Origin of the sequence: Nonomuraea indica (assembly GCF_002850745.1) — a bacterium.
GTDB lineage: Bacteria > Actinomycetota > Actinomycetes > Streptosporangiales > Streptosporangiaceae > Nonomuraea > Nonomuraea indica.
Window position 1 is genome coordinate 221,275 of record NZ_PJOK01000049.1, and the last position, 14,425, is coordinate 235,699.

At 72.2% G+C, this 14,425-nt stretch carries 10 protein-coding genes; 4 read left to right on the forward strand and 6 right to left on the reverse strand.

Annotated features, from left to right (window positions below):
• Positions 1-283: 283 nt before the first annotated feature.
• Genes CXR44_RS35985 through CXR44_RS36000 form a run of 4 tightly spaced genes read right to left on the reverse strand, consistent with a single transcriptional unit; the run spans position 284 to position 4,757 of the window.
• Positions 284-1,639, reverse strand: coding sequence for an ABC transporter substrate-binding protein (locus CXR44_RS35985; RefSeq protein ID WP_101790605.1), 1,356 nt, complete (start codon positions 1,637-1,639; stop codon positions 284-286).
• A 48-nt stretch (positions 1,640-1,687) separates the two neighbouring features.
• The gene (locus tag CXR44_RS35990) at positions 1,688-2,608 is read right to left on the reverse strand and encodes a carbohydrate ABC transporter permease (RefSeq protein ID WP_101790606.1); all 921 of its coding nucleotides are present in this window, start codon (positions 2,606-2,608) and stop codon (positions 1,688-1,690) included.
• Positions 2,605-3,558 (reverse strand): carbohydrate ABC transporter permease, encoded by a 954-nt coding sequence (locus CXR44_RS35995; RefSeq protein ID WP_101790607.1) that lies wholly within the window; start codon positions 3,556-3,558, stop codon positions 2,605-2,607. Before CXR44_RS35995 ends, CXR44_RS35990 begins: the two co-directional genes overlap by 4 nt.
• A gap of 56 nt (positions 3,559-3,614) precedes the next feature.
• Positions 3,615-4,757 (reverse strand): ROK family transcriptional regulator, encoded by a 1,143-nt coding sequence (locus tag CXR44_RS36000; protein WP_180903874.1) that lies wholly within the window; start codon positions 4,755-4,757, stop codon positions 3,615-3,617.
• 194 nt (positions 4,758-4,951) lie between these two features.
• Here CXR44_RS36000 and CXR44_RS36005 point away from each other — a divergent pair, with 194 nt between their 5' ends.
• The 4 genes from CXR44_RS36005 (at position 4,952) to CXR44_RS36020 (ending at position 10,192) form a co-directional block, all read left to right on the forward strand.
• A complete protein-coding gene (locus CXR44_RS36005) occupies positions 4,952-7,168 on the forward strand; it encodes an alpha-galactosidase (protein WP_101790609.1) in 2,217 nt (738 codons plus the stop codon).
• Between the two features lie 77 nt (positions 7,169-7,245).
• Positions 7,246-8,412, forward strand: coding sequence for a glycoside hydrolase family 183 protein (locus tag CXR44_RS36010; protein WP_101790610.1), 1,167 nt, complete (start codon positions 7,246-7,248; stop codon positions 8,410-8,412).
• Positions 8,409-9,425, forward strand: a complete 1,017-nt coding sequence (locus CXR44_RS36015; RefSeq protein ID WP_101790611.1) for a DUF4432 family protein — start codon at positions 8,409-8,411, stop codon at positions 9,423-9,425. Before CXR44_RS36010 ends, CXR44_RS36015 begins: the two co-directional genes overlap by 4 nt.
• On the forward strand, positions 9,422-10,192 hold the full coding sequence (locus CXR44_RS36020) for an SDR family NAD(P)-dependent oxidoreductase (protein ID WP_101790612.1): 771 nt from the start codon (positions 9,422-9,424) through the stop codon (positions 10,190-10,192). The genes CXR44_RS36015 and CXR44_RS36020 overlap by 4 nt, the downstream gene beginning before the upstream one ends.
• Positions 10,193-10,196: 4 nt before the next feature.
• Here the strand turns inward: CXR44_RS36020 and CXR44_RS36025 are convergent, their stop codons facing one another.
• Both CXR44_RS36025 and CXR44_RS36030 read right to left on the reverse strand, forming a co-directional pair.
• Positions 10,197-11,423 carry an enolase C-terminal domain-like protein gene (locus tag CXR44_RS36025; protein ID WP_101790691.1) on the reverse strand — a complete coding sequence of 409 codons (1,227 nt, stop codon included), beginning with the start codon at positions 11,421-11,423 and terminating at the stop codon, positions 10,197-10,199.
• The gene (locus tag CXR44_RS36030; protein WP_101790613.1) at positions 11,420-14,425 is read right to left on the reverse strand and encodes a glycoside hydrolase family 38 N-terminal domain-containing protein; all 3,006 of its coding nucleotides are present in this window, start codon (positions 14,423-14,425) and stop codon (positions 11,420-11,422) included. Before CXR44_RS36030 ends, CXR44_RS36025 begins: the two co-directional genes overlap by 4 nt.

Below are 14,425 nucleotides of genomic sequence, written 5' to 3' on the forward strand. Positions count from 1 at the left end.
GCCGCACGTGGAGCGGCCAAGCCCGCGATCAGGCGGCCCGGCGGGCGCGGCGGCCTCGTGAACCATCGCGGCACCGAGCGGTAAGCCCTGCTGACGGGCGGCGCAGGGACGCGAGCAGGGCGAGGGCGGCGGAGTTCGGTCAGCGGCGCGTCACGGCGGGGCGTGAGGGCCTTTCGGGTTGGCGGGTAGATGTCGCGATCCACACCAGGCTGAAGGCCCTCACCCCTTCACACGATCATCCGCTCCGTGTCGCCCCCGTACTCAACCTCTATGGGCAGTACAGCTAGCCGAGCAGGGCGTTGACCTTGGTGTTGGCCTCGTCGAGGGCGTTGACGTCGCTCTTGCCGGAGAAGACGGAGTCCATCGTCTCGGTCATGATCGCCGTGATGTCGGCCCAGTGCTCGGCGATGGGCGCCAGATGGGTCGTGCCGTCCTGGACGTGCATGGTGAAGGGCTTGACGTCGATGCCCGCGTCGGCGAAGGCCTGCTCCGCCTTGGCCTTGGCGCTCTTGATGGCCGGGAAGACGACGGCCTCCTTGGCCACGATCTCCTCCTGGCAGGCCGGCGAGGCGAGGAACTTCGTCCAGGCCCACGCGGCGTCGGGGTTGTCCGTGCCCGCGGAGATGTTGTCGGCGAGGCCGTTCAGCAGGCTGGCCCGCTTGCCGGTGGGGCCGATCGGGGTCGGGGCGAGGGCCGACTTGACGCCCTTCAGCCCCCAGTAGGTCTTGGTGTTCCAGCTTCCCTCCGTGACCATCGCGTACTTGCCGGCGCCGTAGGCGTCGATCTGGCCGGTGCCGGCGGAGGCGATCTCCATGGTGGGCATGTAGCCCTTGTCGATCAGGGAGGTGAACCACCTGATCGCGTCCTTGAACTTGGGGTCGGCGTAGTTGAACGTCGTCGGCCACGGGTTCTGGTCGCCGTACTGCCAGCCGTTGCTCATGGTGTACATGCTCCACTCGGTCTGGCCGAAGCCGGCGCCGCTGCCGGCGAGTCCGAGCCCGTAGGTGGCGACGTGCTTCTTGTCGAAGCCCGGCTCGTCACCGCGCTTGCCGTTGACGTCCACGGTCAGCCGGGCGATGACGTCCTCGTAGGTGCCGCCGTCCTGCGGGTTCCAGGTCAGCTTGGTCATCTCCTCGGGCTTGATGCCCGCTTCCTTGAGCTTGTCGGTGTTGTAGATGACGGCGACGGTGTCGAAGTCCTTGGGGAGCCCGTAGCGCTGGCCGTCCTTGGCCACCCACAGGTCGGCCAGGCCGTCCTGGTACTGGGACAGGTCGATCTTGTCCGTGGTCACCCGGTCGGTGATGGGCAGCAGCTGGCCCTGGGCGGCGAACTCGGGGTAGCGCGAGAGGTGGCTGACGAAGACGTCGGGGGCGGTGCCGGAGACGAAGGACGTGGTGAGGGTGTTCCAGTAGTCGTCCCAGCCGTACTGGGTGATCTTGACCGTGTAGCCGGGGTTGGCCTTCGTGAAGGCGTCGGCGCAGGCCTGGTACTGGGGCTGCTGGGCGGTGTCCCAGAGCCAGTAGTCGATCGTCACGGGTCCGGCGGCGGCGCCCTCGCCGGCGTCCTGGCCGCCGCCGCAGGCGGACAGGAGCAGCGTCGCCGCCGCGGCGGCGGCGAGGGAGCGCAGGGGACTCTTCATCACAGCGACCTTCTTTGCGTTGCGAGAGGTGGGGGGAGGGGGGAGGCCTTACTTGACGCCGGTGTAGCCGATGGAGTCGATGATCCGGCGGCCGAGCACGGCGAAGAGAATGATCATGGGCAGGGCGGCGAACAGGGTGGCGGCCATGAGCCCGGCCCAGTCGGGGCTGCCCTGCGGGGTCTGGGAGCGGAAGATGCCGAGGGCGACCGTGAGCACCCGCACGCTCTCGTCCTTGCCGACGAGCAGCGGCCAGAAGTAGTCGTTCCAGCTCGTGATGTAGGTGAGGATGGCCAGGGTGGTGATCGGTCCCCGGTTGACCGGCAGGATGATCCGGAAGAAGATCCGCACGTGCCCCGCGCCGTCGATGCGCGCGGCCTCTTCGAGGCCGGCGTTGACGCCGAGGAAGAACTGCCGCAGGAAGAACACCGCGAACGGGGTCATGAGCAGGTGGGGCAGCACGATGCCGAGGTAGGTGTTGAGCAGCCCCAGCTCCTTGATCAGCACGAAGTTGGGCAGCGTCGTGAAGATCGGCGGCACCATCAGCGCGGTGAGGAACAGCAGGAAGACGGCGTCCCGGCCGGGCCAGCGCAGCCGGGCGAAGGCGTAGGCGGCCATCGCGCTGAAGAACACCTGCCCGACGGTCACGCTGGTCGCCACCACGATCGAGTTGCGCAGGAAGAGCCAGAAGTTCACCGAGCCGCCCGACCCGCCTTCGGCGACGGCCTCGGCGGTGCTCGACAGGCCGAGCACCCGGCGGTAAGCCCCGAGCGTGAAGTCCGCCGGCAGCAGGTCGGCGGCCCCGGCCGCCAGCGAGCGGGTGTTGGAGAAGGACGTGCGCAGCATCCAGTAGAACGGGAAGAGCGTCGCGGCCATGACGAGGACGAGCACGGCCCAGCCGGCGATCCGTCCCCAGGGGATCACGCGGCCGTGCCGGGGCCGGCCGACGAGGGCGGTGGTGGCGGCCATCATGCTCCCTTCAGGTCGGACTCGCCCGCCCGGGTGAGGCGAAGCTGCAGGTAGGCGACGCCGGCCAGGATCACGAAGAGCACGGACGACAGGGCGGCGGCGTAGCCGAAGTTGAACCGGTTGAAGGCCAGGTCGTAGATGTAGAAGTAGATGACCCGGGTGGCGTTGATGGGCCCGCCGGCCGTGGTGACGGCGACGGTGTCGAAGACCTGGAAGGACCCGATGACGGTCAGCACCATCACCATCGCCATGACCGGGCGCAGCAGGGGCAGGGTGACCCGCCAGAACATCCGCCACTCGGAGGCGCCGTCGAGCGCGGCGGCCTCGTACACGCTGGGCGGGATCATCTGCAGCCCGGCGTAGATGAGCAGGGCCGTGTAGCCGAGGTGCCGCCAGGTGTTGACCAGGGCGACGGTGGGGATGGCGAGGTCGGAGTCGCCGAAGAACGCCACCCGCTCCAGCCCGAGCCAGTCGAGGGCGTGGTTGACGACGCCGAGCTGGTAGTCGAGCATCCAGAACCACAAGAGGGCGACGACCACGTTGGCCACCAGGAAGGGCAGCAGCACGACGCCGCGCACCAGCAGCGACCTGGTCAGCCGGTGCAGCAGGACGGCGAGCAGGACGGAGGCCACGGTCTGCGTGCCGATGTTGATCACGACGTACTCGGCGGTGACCTTGAGCGCGTTCCAGAACAGGTGGTCGCCGAGCAGCCGTTCGTAGTTCGCCGTGCCGACGAAGCGGGGCGGGGTCAGCACGTTGTACTTGGTCAGGCTGAGGTACAGGCCGCGCAGGGCCGGCCACAGGTAGAAGACGACGAAGCCGATGGCCGCCGGCAGGACGAACAGGACCGCGACGGGAAGGTCACCCAGGCGTCTCGTGGGGGGCGGCGGGGTTCCGCGGGACGCGGCCTCGACGGTCGGGGGAGCCGCGGCGTTGACGGTCTCGCTGGTCATTTGACCTCCTCGTGCCGGTCGGTCACCGGCCGGGACCAGGGCCCGGCCGCGCCCGATCAGCCGTGCAGCAGTTGGTGCTGGAGAGCGGTGACCGCCGCTCCCCTGGCCCATTCGTTGAAGGCGAACGGCTTGACCACCACCCGGACGGGAGTGGAAGTCCAGTGGGTGTGGCGGGCGAGCGCGGTCTGGAAGGCGTCGGCGCACACCGCGTACATGTGGACGGCCTCGCCGGAGAGGATGACCAGCTCGGGGCCGGTGATGTTGGCGACGGTGGCCACCACCTGCCCCAGGGCTGATCCGGCTTCGTCGAACACGCGGCGGGCGACCGGATGGCCGTCGCGGGCCAGGGCGAGGCAGTCGTCGAAGGTGAGGTCGGGCCGGTCGAGCGTCCCGGCCACGGAGCGGCGGATGGCGGGCGAGCTGACGTAGGCGCGCGCGCAGCCGCGGTGGCCGAGCTCGCACATGGGGCCCCGGTCGTCGATCGCCAGGTGACCGACCAGCCCGGCGGCTCCGGCCTGCCCGGTCACCAGGCGGTCGCCGATGACGAGGCCGCAGCCGATGCCCGCGCCGACGGTGATCAGCGCGAAGGAGGAGTGGCCGACGCCCTCGCCGAACCACTGCTGGACCCGGGTCAGCGCGCGGACGTCGTTGTCGAGCACGGTCGGCACGCCGACGGCCTCCTCGACGAGGCTGCCCAGCGGCAACTGGCTCCAGCCGAGGAACGGGGAGGTGTGCACGACGGGGTCGCTCGGGGTGGCGGTGCCGGCCAGGCTGATGCCGACGGCGGACAGCGGCGGCCGCTCCCCGCCGGCCGGGTCGCCGGTCAGGTCCGCGATCGCCTGGACGATCTGGCCGAGCACGTTGTCGATCTCGTGGTCGATCAGCGGCCGGCTGGTCTCGGCGTGGACGGCGGCCGCGAGGTCGGTGCGTACGGCGAACAGCTCGTCCGCGGTGAGCTTGATGCCGACGAACGACATGCGCGAGGCGTCGACCTCCAGCGGCTGGGAGGGCCGGCCGACCGTCGCCGTGCCTTCGCCGGCGGCCTGCTCGCGCAGGTAGCCCGCCTCGATGAAGGGCTTGGTGACCTTGGTCAGCGCGGAGGGCGAGAGGGCGAGCCGCCGCGCCGCCTCCGCTCGGGACAGGGGGCCGTGCACCAGCAGCTCGACGAACACCGACCGCATCGCGTCGGTGAGTCGCACAGGGGAGGTTCCGGCTTGTGAGAACACGCGGCCCATCGTTCACAGATTCATTCATCACGTCAAGTAAAGATGTGGTACCAGTCACAAGATCGCGCACGATATCGGACGATCGTGCGCAGATTTATTGACTCAGTGCATACACCGGAGCTAGCCTCCAGCCGCCTGACCGTTTTCGGAAGCCGGGAGACTGCCCGATGCCCATAACCCCGCTCGACGAGCACGGACACCGCTGGGCGGTCACGACGCCCGCCTCGACCTACCTGATCAGCGTGGAGATCGACCCGGTCACCGGGGAGGCGGCGCCCCAGCAGAAGTACTGGGGACCGCGGCTGCCGGTCGAGGCGGCCCGCCAGGCCGTGACCGCGAGCGGCGGCCCTGCCACCCCCGAGGGGGCGCGGCGGCACGTCTCCAGCTTCTCCACGCCCGGGGAGATCGAGGAGCTGCTGCCGGTCGACGGCGGAACGCGGTGGGGTTCCCCGTCCCTGCAGGTCTCCTTCGACGACGTGCGCTCGCTCGAACTCCACCACGCCGGGTCGAGCGTGCACGACGAGGGAGGGGGCGCCGAACGGCTGGACGTCGTCCTGCGCGACGCCTGCCACCCGTTCGAGGTGGTGCTGTCCGTCCGCGCCCGTGAGGACACCGACGTGATCGAACGGTGGACCACCGTCCGGCACCTCGCGGGGCGGGAGCCCGTCGCCGTCGGCATCACCCGGCTGGACTCCGGGAGCTGGTTCGTCCCGGACGCGTCCGCGTACCGCTACAGCGGCGTCTTCGGCGCCTGGGCCGAGGAGTTCCAGCTCCAGCGGGGACCGCTGCCGGTCGGGGAGCTGGTCTTCACCAGCCGCCAGGGCATCACCAGCCACCAGGCCAACCCGTGGATCATGATCGACGCGGGTGAGGCGGTCGAGGAGCACGGCGAGGTGTGGGGCGTGGCCCTCGCCTGGAGCGGGAGCTGGCGCCTGACCACCACCCACCGGCCGGAGGGCGGCGTCGCGGTCTCGGCCGGTTTCGGGCACGACGGGCTGCGCTGGACGCTTGAACCGGGCACCGAGCTGAGCACCCCGCCGATGCTCGGGCTCTACACCGGCGGCGGGTTCGGCGCGGCCAGCCGGTCCTGGCACGACTACACGCGCCGGCACGTGCTGCCCGTCACCGGTGAGGAACGCCCGGTGCTCTACAACTCCTGGGAGGCCACCTGGTTCGACGTCACGGAGGGAGGCCAGCTCGCGCTCGCCCGGCAGGCGGCCGCGATCGGCGTCGAGCTGTTCGTCGTCGACGACGGCTGGTTCGGCGACCGCGACGACGACACGCGGTCCCTGGGCGACTGGTGGCCGCACCGCAAGCGGTTCCCCCACGGCCTCCGCTCCCTGATGGACGGCATCCGCGGCCTCGGGATGCGGGCCGGCCTCTGGGTCGAGCCGGAGATGGTCAACGCCGACAGCGAGCTCTACCGCGCCCACCCCGACTGGATCCTGCGCATGGACCGGCGGCGCCGCGACGAGAAGCGCCAGCAGCTCGTGCTGAACTTCGCCCGCGACGACGTGCGCGAGTGGGCGTTCGGCTGGCTCGACGCGCTGGTCACCGAGCTGGACCTGGACTACCTCAAGTGGGACATGAACCGGCCGTTCACCCAGGCGGGCTGGCCGGAGCTGGGAGCGGCGCAGGACCGGCTGTGGATCGACTTCACGCGCAACGTCTACCAGGTGATGGCCCGGCTGCGGCAGGCCCATCCCGGGCTGCGGATCGAGTCGTGCTCCGGCGGCGGCGGCCGGGTGGACCTCGGCATCCTGCGGCACACCGACGAGTTCTGGCCCTCGGACAACACCGACGCCCGTGACCGGCAGGCGATCCAGCACGGATTCTCCCAGCTCTACCCGCCGAACACGATGTCGGCCTGGGTCACCGACTCCCCCAACCCCAGCACCGACCGCCTCATGCCGCTGCGCTACCGCTTCCACGTGGCCATGGCCGGCGTGCTCGGCATCGGCGGCGATCTCACCACCTGGTCGGCGGCCGAGCTGGCCGAGGCGGCGGAGCTCGTCGAGCAGTACAAGTCCGTGCGCCGGGTCGTCCAGCACGGCCGGCTGTACCGGCTGGCCGGCACGCCGGGGCGGGAGCGCTCGGCCGTGCAGTACGTGCTGGGCGACGACGTCGTGGTTCTGGTCTACAACCCGGCGGGCGAGGCCAAGCGGGGCCCCCGCCGGCTGCGGCTGGCCGGGCTCGATCCCGAGGCCAGGTACGAGGTGGTGCGCGGCGGCGACCCCGCGGGCGCGGCGCCCGGCCGGCTCGTCCAGGGATCGCAGTGGTACGGCTCGGCGCTCATGGCCGTGGGCATCCGGCCCGCCGCCTGGGAACCGGTGGGCGCCGACCACCGCAGCGACCTCGTGGCGCTGAGGAGGGTGCGCTCCTGAACTGATCGGGCGGGCTGGACATCAAGTCATCTGATGACTAGAACTGTACGCAACACTCCCCAGCCCAAGGACACGCGATGACACGCCTCCGGTCCGCCCTCATCCCGCTGGCTCTCACCCTCACCGCCTTCACCGCCTTACCGCAGCAGGCCGTCGCCGCCCCGCCCCGGCCGGTGCCGTCGGTGGCGGCCGCCACCCCCGACGGGCGGCCCGCGTCCTCCTGCGCCCGCCCCGTCCGCGGCGCCGCCGTCAACCCCCGGCTGACCAGCCTGTTCACCGCGTACGGCAACGACAACAGCCGGGTGGACGACTGGACCGGAGCCGACGGCACCTACTCGCTCCGGCTGCCGAGCGGCCGGGAGCTGTGGATCTTCTCCGACACCTTCCTCGGCCGGGTCAACCCCGACGGGTCCCGGCCGCCGGTGGTCGGCGAAGGCGGCGACACCGTCTTCCTCAACAACTCCTTCGCCGTCGAGAGGAACGGCCGGCTGTCCACCATCCACGACGGCACACCCGCCGAGCCCACCGCGGTCATGCCGCCGCGTGACCGCGACCACTGGTACTGGGCCGGCGACGCCACCCTGGCTCGCGGCGTCGTGGAGGTGACCTACCAGGAGTACGAGCGTTTCGGCACCGGCGCGTGGGACTGGCGCTGGCACCGCAACGTGGTGGCGAGGTTCGCGCCGGACCGCCTGCAACGGCCGATCAGCGTGCACCCCCTGCCGTCGGGACGCGGCGTGGCCTGGGGCTCCGGCATCCTGGAGGACAGCGGCCACACCTACGTCTACGGCGTCGAGGACCACGGCTCGCCCAAGTACATGCACGTCGCCCGGGTCAAGGGGAGCAGCCTGCTCGGCTCGTGGGAGTACCTGAAGGCCGACGGCACCTGGTCGGCGGACGAGGCCGACTCGGCCCGCGTCATGAGCGGCGTGGCCAACGAGTACAGCGTGACGAAGGTGGGCGGCGGCTACGTGCTCATCACCCACGACACGACCGAGGCGCTGAGCGCCAGGATCGTGGCCTACTTCTCGTGCTCGCCGGCCGGGCCGTTCACCGGCAAGCAGCACGTCTACACCACCCCCGAGACGGGCGGGAACATCTTCACCTACAACGCCCACGCCCACCCGCAGCTCTCGGGTGACCGGCTGGTCGTGTCCTACAACGTCAACAGCTTCGTCAACACCGACCACTACCGGGACGTGTCCATCTACCGGCCGCGCTTCCTCGACGTGACGTTCGGGTGAGACGCAACTGGGCGGCCCGCCTGCGGCCCGTCGTGCTCGACGGGCTGCGGGCGGTCGTGCTGGAGAACGAGCGGCTGCGGGTGACCGTCCTGCCGGACAAGGGCGGCGACGTCGTCGAGTTCCTGGACAAACGGACCGACACCGACTTCATCTGGCTCTCCCCGCAGGGGCTGCGCGACCCGGCCCGGCACCTGCGCGGCGCCGGTGACGACGTGGCGCTGTTCACCGACGACTACGAGGGCGGCTGGCAGGAGTGCTTCCCCAACGGCGGCGCGCCCAGCGAGTACCACGGCGCGCGGCTGGCCCAGCACGGCGAGGTGGCGGGACTGCCGTGGGCGGTCGAGGTGGTGGCCGACCGCGAGGAGGAGGTCGCGGTCCGGCTGAGCGTGCGCACCCGGCGGCTGCCGTACCTGCTGGAGAAGACGTTCCGGCTGCGGTCGGGCACGGCCGTGCTGGAGGTGGAGGGGCGTGCGACGAACGAGTCGGACGTCCCGCTGCACGCCATGTGGGGGCAGCACCTCGTGTACGGCCGGCCGTTCCTGCGGCCCGGCGCGCGCGTCCGGCTGCCGGAGGGGCTCACCGTGGTCCCCCACGACCGCGCGATAACCCCGCCGGAGCGCAGGGTCCTGGCAGGCGGGCCGTGGCGGTGGCCGGTCGTGCCCGCCCACGGAGGGGGTGAGGTGGACCTGAGCGTGGTGCCCGAGCCGGGCTCGCCGAGTGACATCGTCTACCTGACGGGGTTCGCCGCCGAGGGCTGGTACGAGGTCACCGGCGCGGGCCACGGCCTGCGGGTGGAGTGGGACGCGACGGTCATGCCCTGGCTGTGGATGTGGCAGGAGCTCGGCGCCTCGACCGGCCATCCCTGGTGGGGGCGCGCCTACACGGTGGGGCTGGAGCCGTTCGCCGGCATGCCGACGAACGGGCTGGCGGAGGCGGTCGCCAACGGCACCGCGCTCACCCTGGGCCCGCGCGGGACGAGACGGATGTGGCTGAGGGCGGAGGTGCTGGCATGACGGAGTTCGCCGGGAAGGTGGCGCTGGTCACGGGCGGCTCGATGGGGATCGGGCGCGCGGTGGTGGACCGGCTGGCGGACGGCGGGGCGTCCGTGGTGTTCTGCGGCGCCGACGCGGGGGCGGCGTTCGACGGCGGGCGGGTGACGGGCGTCGTCGCCGACGTACGGCGGGCGGGCGACATGCGCGACCTGGCCGACCTGGCCGTTACCAGGTACGGCGGGCTGGACATCGTGGTGACGTGCGCCGGCGTGCAGCGGTACGGCACGGTCGAGGACACCCCGGAGGAGGTCTGGGACGAGGTGCTCGACATCAACCTCAAGGGCGTCTACCTCGCGTGCAGGGCGGCCGTCCCGCACCTGCGGGCGCGCGGCGGCGGGTCGATCGTGCTGATGTCGTCGGTGCAGGCGTTCGCCTCGCAGGCGCGGGTGGCGGCCTACACCGCGAGCAAGGCGGCGCTGAACGGCCTGACCCGCGCCATGGCCCTCGACCACGCCGCCGACGGCATCCGGGTCAACGTGGTGTGCCCCGGCTCGGTGGACACGCCGATGCTGCGCTGGGCGGCCGACCTGTGGCGGGGCCCGCTGTCGCAGGAGGAGCAGGTGGCGCGCTGGGGCGCCGCCCATCCGCTGGGGCGGGTGGCCAGGGCGGCGGAGGTGGCCGAGCTGGTGGCGTTCCTGGCGGGGCCGCGCTCGTCGTTCATCACCGGGGCGGAGCACCGGGTGGACGGCGGGCTGCTGGCGCGCAACCCGGCCGCCCTCCCGGAGTGACCGCCTAGCTCTCGGCGCTGACCGCCGGGTCGGCGAAGCGCTCGTTGGGCACCTGGGCGTACCAGCCGGGCCGGCCGGGGTCCCGGTCGTACGGGTAGCCGCCCAGTTCCCTGTACAGCTCGGCGTAGCGGGCCACCCGGTCGGGGTCGAGCCGCACGCCGAGGCCCGGCCCGGTGGGCACCGGGATGGCGCCGTCCGCGTAGGCCAGCCTGCCGCCCTGGATCACGTCGTCGCGGAGCTGGTGGTAGTGGGCGTCGGCCGCGTACGTGAGGTTGGGCAGCACCGCGCCGAGATGCAGCATGGTGGCGAGCTGGATGCCCAGCTCGCCGGAGGAGTGCACCGCCACCCCGAGCTGGAACGTCTCGCACACCCCGGCCGCCTTCACGCACGGCCGGATGCCGCCCCAGAAGGTGGTGTCCAGCAGCACCACGTCGGCGGCGCGGCGCAGCACGTTGGAGGCGAGCTGCTCGAAGTTGACGACGACGGTGTTGGTCGCGAGCGGCACCCGCACCTGCTCGCGCACCGCGCGCAGCCCCTCCAGCCCCCAGACGGGGTCCTCCAGGTAGTCGTTGTCGAGCCCCTCGATGGCCCGGCCGAACCGCAGCCCCTCGGCCAGCGACAGCACCGCGTTGGGGTCGTAGCGCAGCCGGTCGCCGGGGAAGGCGTCGGCCAGCGCCCGGTAGCACTCCAGCTCGTAGTCCGGCGGGAACACGCCGCCCTTGAGCTTGTGCACGGTGAACCCGTGCCGCCGCTTCAGCGCCCGCGCGTGCTCGACGAGCTGGCCGGGCGTGCGGATCTCGGCGTGCCGCTCCGACGGGTAGCGGAAGAACAGGTAGGACGCGAACGGCACGGCGTCGCGGACCCGCCCGCCGAGCAGGTCGCAGGCGGGCACGCCGAGCTGCTGCCCCATGAGGTCGATGCAGGCGAACTCGACGGCGGCCAGGAGCTGGGTGCGGTTGTTGTACAGCGACGCCGTCGGGTTGGCGATCTTGAAGCGGAGCGTTTCGAGCTGGAACGGGTCGTGGTCCTTCAGGTACGGCACGAGGGCCCGGAAGGCCGCCTCGGCGCTCTCGCCGCCGCCGCCCATCTCCCCCAGGCCGACGAGCCCGTTGTCGGCCTCGACCTCGACGATCGTGCGGATGAACCGGCCCCAGTGGGCCCCGTTGCTGTGCCGCAGCGGCGCCTCCAGCGGGACGGCGACCGTGGTGGCCCGGATGTCGACGATCTTCACCGGCACGTCCCCCAGATCGCGGCCACGCCGCACGCGGGCAGCCGTACCGTGACCGACTCGCCCACCAGCTCGGCGGGTTCGCGCCCGTGCCGCAGCCCCGCGCTCACCGTGGCCGAGACCAGGCCCGGCAGGGTGACCATCGTCTCGACCGGTTCGGGGGCCAGCGACTGCAGCCTGACCACGTGCTCCGCACCGGCCCGGCCGATCGAGGTGATCAGCACGTCGGGGTGCTCGACCACGGCGTACGTCAGGGTGGGGTCGGCGGCCGGCCCCTGGAGCAGGACGCCGGCGAACGGCTCGGTCAGCCCCGCGGCGGCCAGCGCGCCCAGCCGCCGCCCGGTCTCGCCGGGCCCGGACATGACCGCGTACCGGAAGGTCGTCTCGCCCTGCTGCTGCGCCGGGAAGTTGGTGTCCCAGATGTTGTTGAGCGCCCACGAGTAGACCGTGCCGTCCTCGTGGTCGAGGGTCGGCGGGAACGGCGCGTACGGCATGTGGATGGTGCCGAGCTGCACCAGCGGCGCCTCCAGCGTGGCCCAGGCGACGGTCAGCTCGGGGTCGTCGAAGGCGACCCAGTGGCGGATCGGCAGCATGTACGCGGCCGAGCCCGGCACCCGGGGCACGTCCGGCCCGCCGACGCCGCCGGTCAGCTCCCACGCGGTGGCCGGGCCGGTGGCGAACGGGAAGGCCAGGAAGACCGCCTCCTTGGCCGGGGTGCCCTGCTTGGCGAGCTGGTAGGTCAGGTCCAGGCGGGCGACGCCGCGGTGCAGCTCGATCGTGGTGCGCAGCCAGTCGACGCCCTTGCCGCGCAGCTCGACGACGAGCTTCTCGCCGACGGCGGTGCGCTCGGCCTTGACGATCGTGGCGTGGGTGCCGACCGCCCGGTCGCCGAGCAGGGTCCTGTCGTGCGCCCCGACGTGGCCCGACAGGTGGTTGAAGTGGGGGGCCGTGGCGTAGCGGTCGTAGACGTACTGGCCGAACCCGGCCGCCGCGTCGCGGTTCACCAGCTCCCGCCCGGCGGCCTTGTCGAAGATCGAGCCGATGTGGCCCGCGCCGACGTCGTAGCTCACCCGGTAGAACTCGTTCTCGATCACGCCGCTCAGGTCCAGCCGGACCGGCTCGGGCGCCCGGCTCTCGCCGCGGACCACGTCGATCCGCACGTAGCCGTGGCCGGGCACGGCCGGCACGACCGCGTGCAGATGCCGGCCGATCGGCCGGGTCGGCCAGTCGTCGGGGTGCACATACTCCTCGTGGTGGGCGAGCGGCTCGCCCGTGCGCCCGTCCACCAGCGCGATCGGCACGTCGGCCGGCACCACGTCGCGCGGCAGGAACGCCCGCACGACGTCGGTCCGCCCCGTCGTGCCCGGGTTGAAGACGGCGAACGACGCCAGCGTCCCCTCGACCGGCTCGCCCGACACGGCGGCGCCGAACCGGCGCGTCGCTGCGTGCAGCAGGTCGGTCGCGTCGTCCTTGGCGTCGTAGGCGCCCGACGACTTGCGGGTCCACTGCAGGCCGCCGGAGTCGCCCGCCTCCTCGGCGTCCTCCCACGGGTTCGCGGCGCCCCAGGTGTGCTCGTTGAACAGCGCCACCTTGTCGTAGGCGGCGTCGATCTGCTCGGTCGCGTCGGCCCCGGCCAGCGTGTGCAGGGTCTCGGCGGCCCGCAGCGCCGACTGCGCGCGCCGCACGTAGCCGAGCGGGCGGGCGCCCGAGCCCAGCCCGTCGGCCCACCAGTCGGTCCAGTCGCCCTCGTGCACGGCCAGCCGGTCGAGGTGGCGCTCCTCGACGTGCCGGAAGAAGTCGCTGTTGACGGCCGAGCGCAGCCGCGGGTAGGCCCACCGCTCGTTCCAGGTGCGGACGATCGAGGCCGGCATGATCGACGGCCCGGCGTTGTCGGCGTGCGCGCCCTGCACCCGCAGGTGCAGCACGTCCAGCTCGTACGGCTCGCGCGGCGCGTCCGGCCCCTGCCAGCCGAACGTGCCCGGCCCGTACGGGTAGCCGCGCGTCGCCAGGGCGGCCAGGTAGCGCGGCAGCAGGTCGTCGGCCAGCTCGTAGGAGTCGGTGAGCCCGACCGTGTTGCCCTCCATGTACGCCATGCCGTGCGGCGTGTCGGTGAACCACACCAGCAGCTCGTTGCCGCTGGGCGCCCGCCACCGGAACGGCCGGGTCAGCTTGTCGCCCCCGTGCAGGTAGGGCACCGACCGGCCGGCCCAGTTGTGCGCGGCGGCGAGGTAGCGGACCCCGGCCGCGTCGAGCGCGTCCACCAGGCCGACCACGGCGCCCGGCACGTCGGTGTGCATGGCCGACGTCGTGGCGAAGCCGAACCGGTCGCGCAGCTCGGTGGTGAAGCGGAGCTGGCGGTAGAGCTCCTCGGTCGAGCACGCCTCGGTGTGCAGCTGGAACGGCAGCGCGGTCACCTCGATGACCCCCTCGCGGGCCAGCGCGGCGAACGCCTCCACCTGCTCGGCCGGCCGGGCGGCGAGCCAGCGCAGCGCGGGCATGGACGACTCGACGGTCCAGCGGAATCTCGCGTCGTCCGGCCAGGAGGCGGTCTCGCCGGCCAGCCGGACGGCGGCGTCGAGGTAGTCGAGGTGGTGGCGCAGCACCGTGCCCTGCGGGTCGGTGTAGCCGATGTCGAGGTGGGAGTGGTGGACGACGAACACGCTCCACTTGCGCTGTGGCGTCACCGTGACCTGGGCGGTGCCGACCAGCCCCTCGTCGTCGCGCGACTCCAGCGTGAAGGCGCGCGGCGCCGTCACCTCGGGCACGAGCAGCGTGACGTCGCTCCCGGTGGCGCTGTCCACGCCGACCAGCACGTGGGTCAGCGGCCGCGTGCTGGTCACCCGGACCGCCTGGCGGCCGTCGTGGGTGAACAGCGGCAGCACCGCGACGCGCACCTCCAGCCCGCGCAACCGGATCACGGGCGTCGAGGTGTCGTCGCGCAGCGCCTGCCTGATCCCGTCGTAGTCGGGGGAGCCCAGGCTCCGCTGCAGCAACCGGCTGGTCAA

Bases quoted from the DNA above. Each gene is read 5' to 3' on its own strand.
- CXR44_RS35985 (WP_101790605.1), bottom strand. From the start codon at position 1,639: ATGAAGAGTCCCCTGCGCTCCCTCGCCGCCGCCGCGGCGGCGACGCTG.
- CXR44_RS35990 (WP_101790606.1), bottom strand. From the start codon at position 2,608: ATGATGGCCGCCACCACCGCCCTCGTCGGCCGGCCCCGGCACGGCCGC.
- CXR44_RS35995 (WP_101790607.1), bottom strand. From the start codon at position 3,558: ATGACCAGCGAGACCGTCAACGCCGCGGCTCCCCCGACCGTCGAGGCC.
- CXR44_RS36005 (WP_101790609.1), top strand. From the start codon at position 4,952: ATGCCCATAACCCCGCTCGACGAGCACGGACACCGCTGGGCGGTCACG.
- CXR44_RS36010 (WP_101790610.1), top strand. From the start codon at position 7,246: ATGACACGCCTCCGGTCCGCCCTCATCCCGCTGGCTCTCACCCTCACC.
- CXR44_RS36020 (WP_101790612.1), top strand. From the start codon at position 9,422: ATGACGGAGTTCGCCGGGAAGGTGGCGCTGGTCACGGGCGGCTCGATG.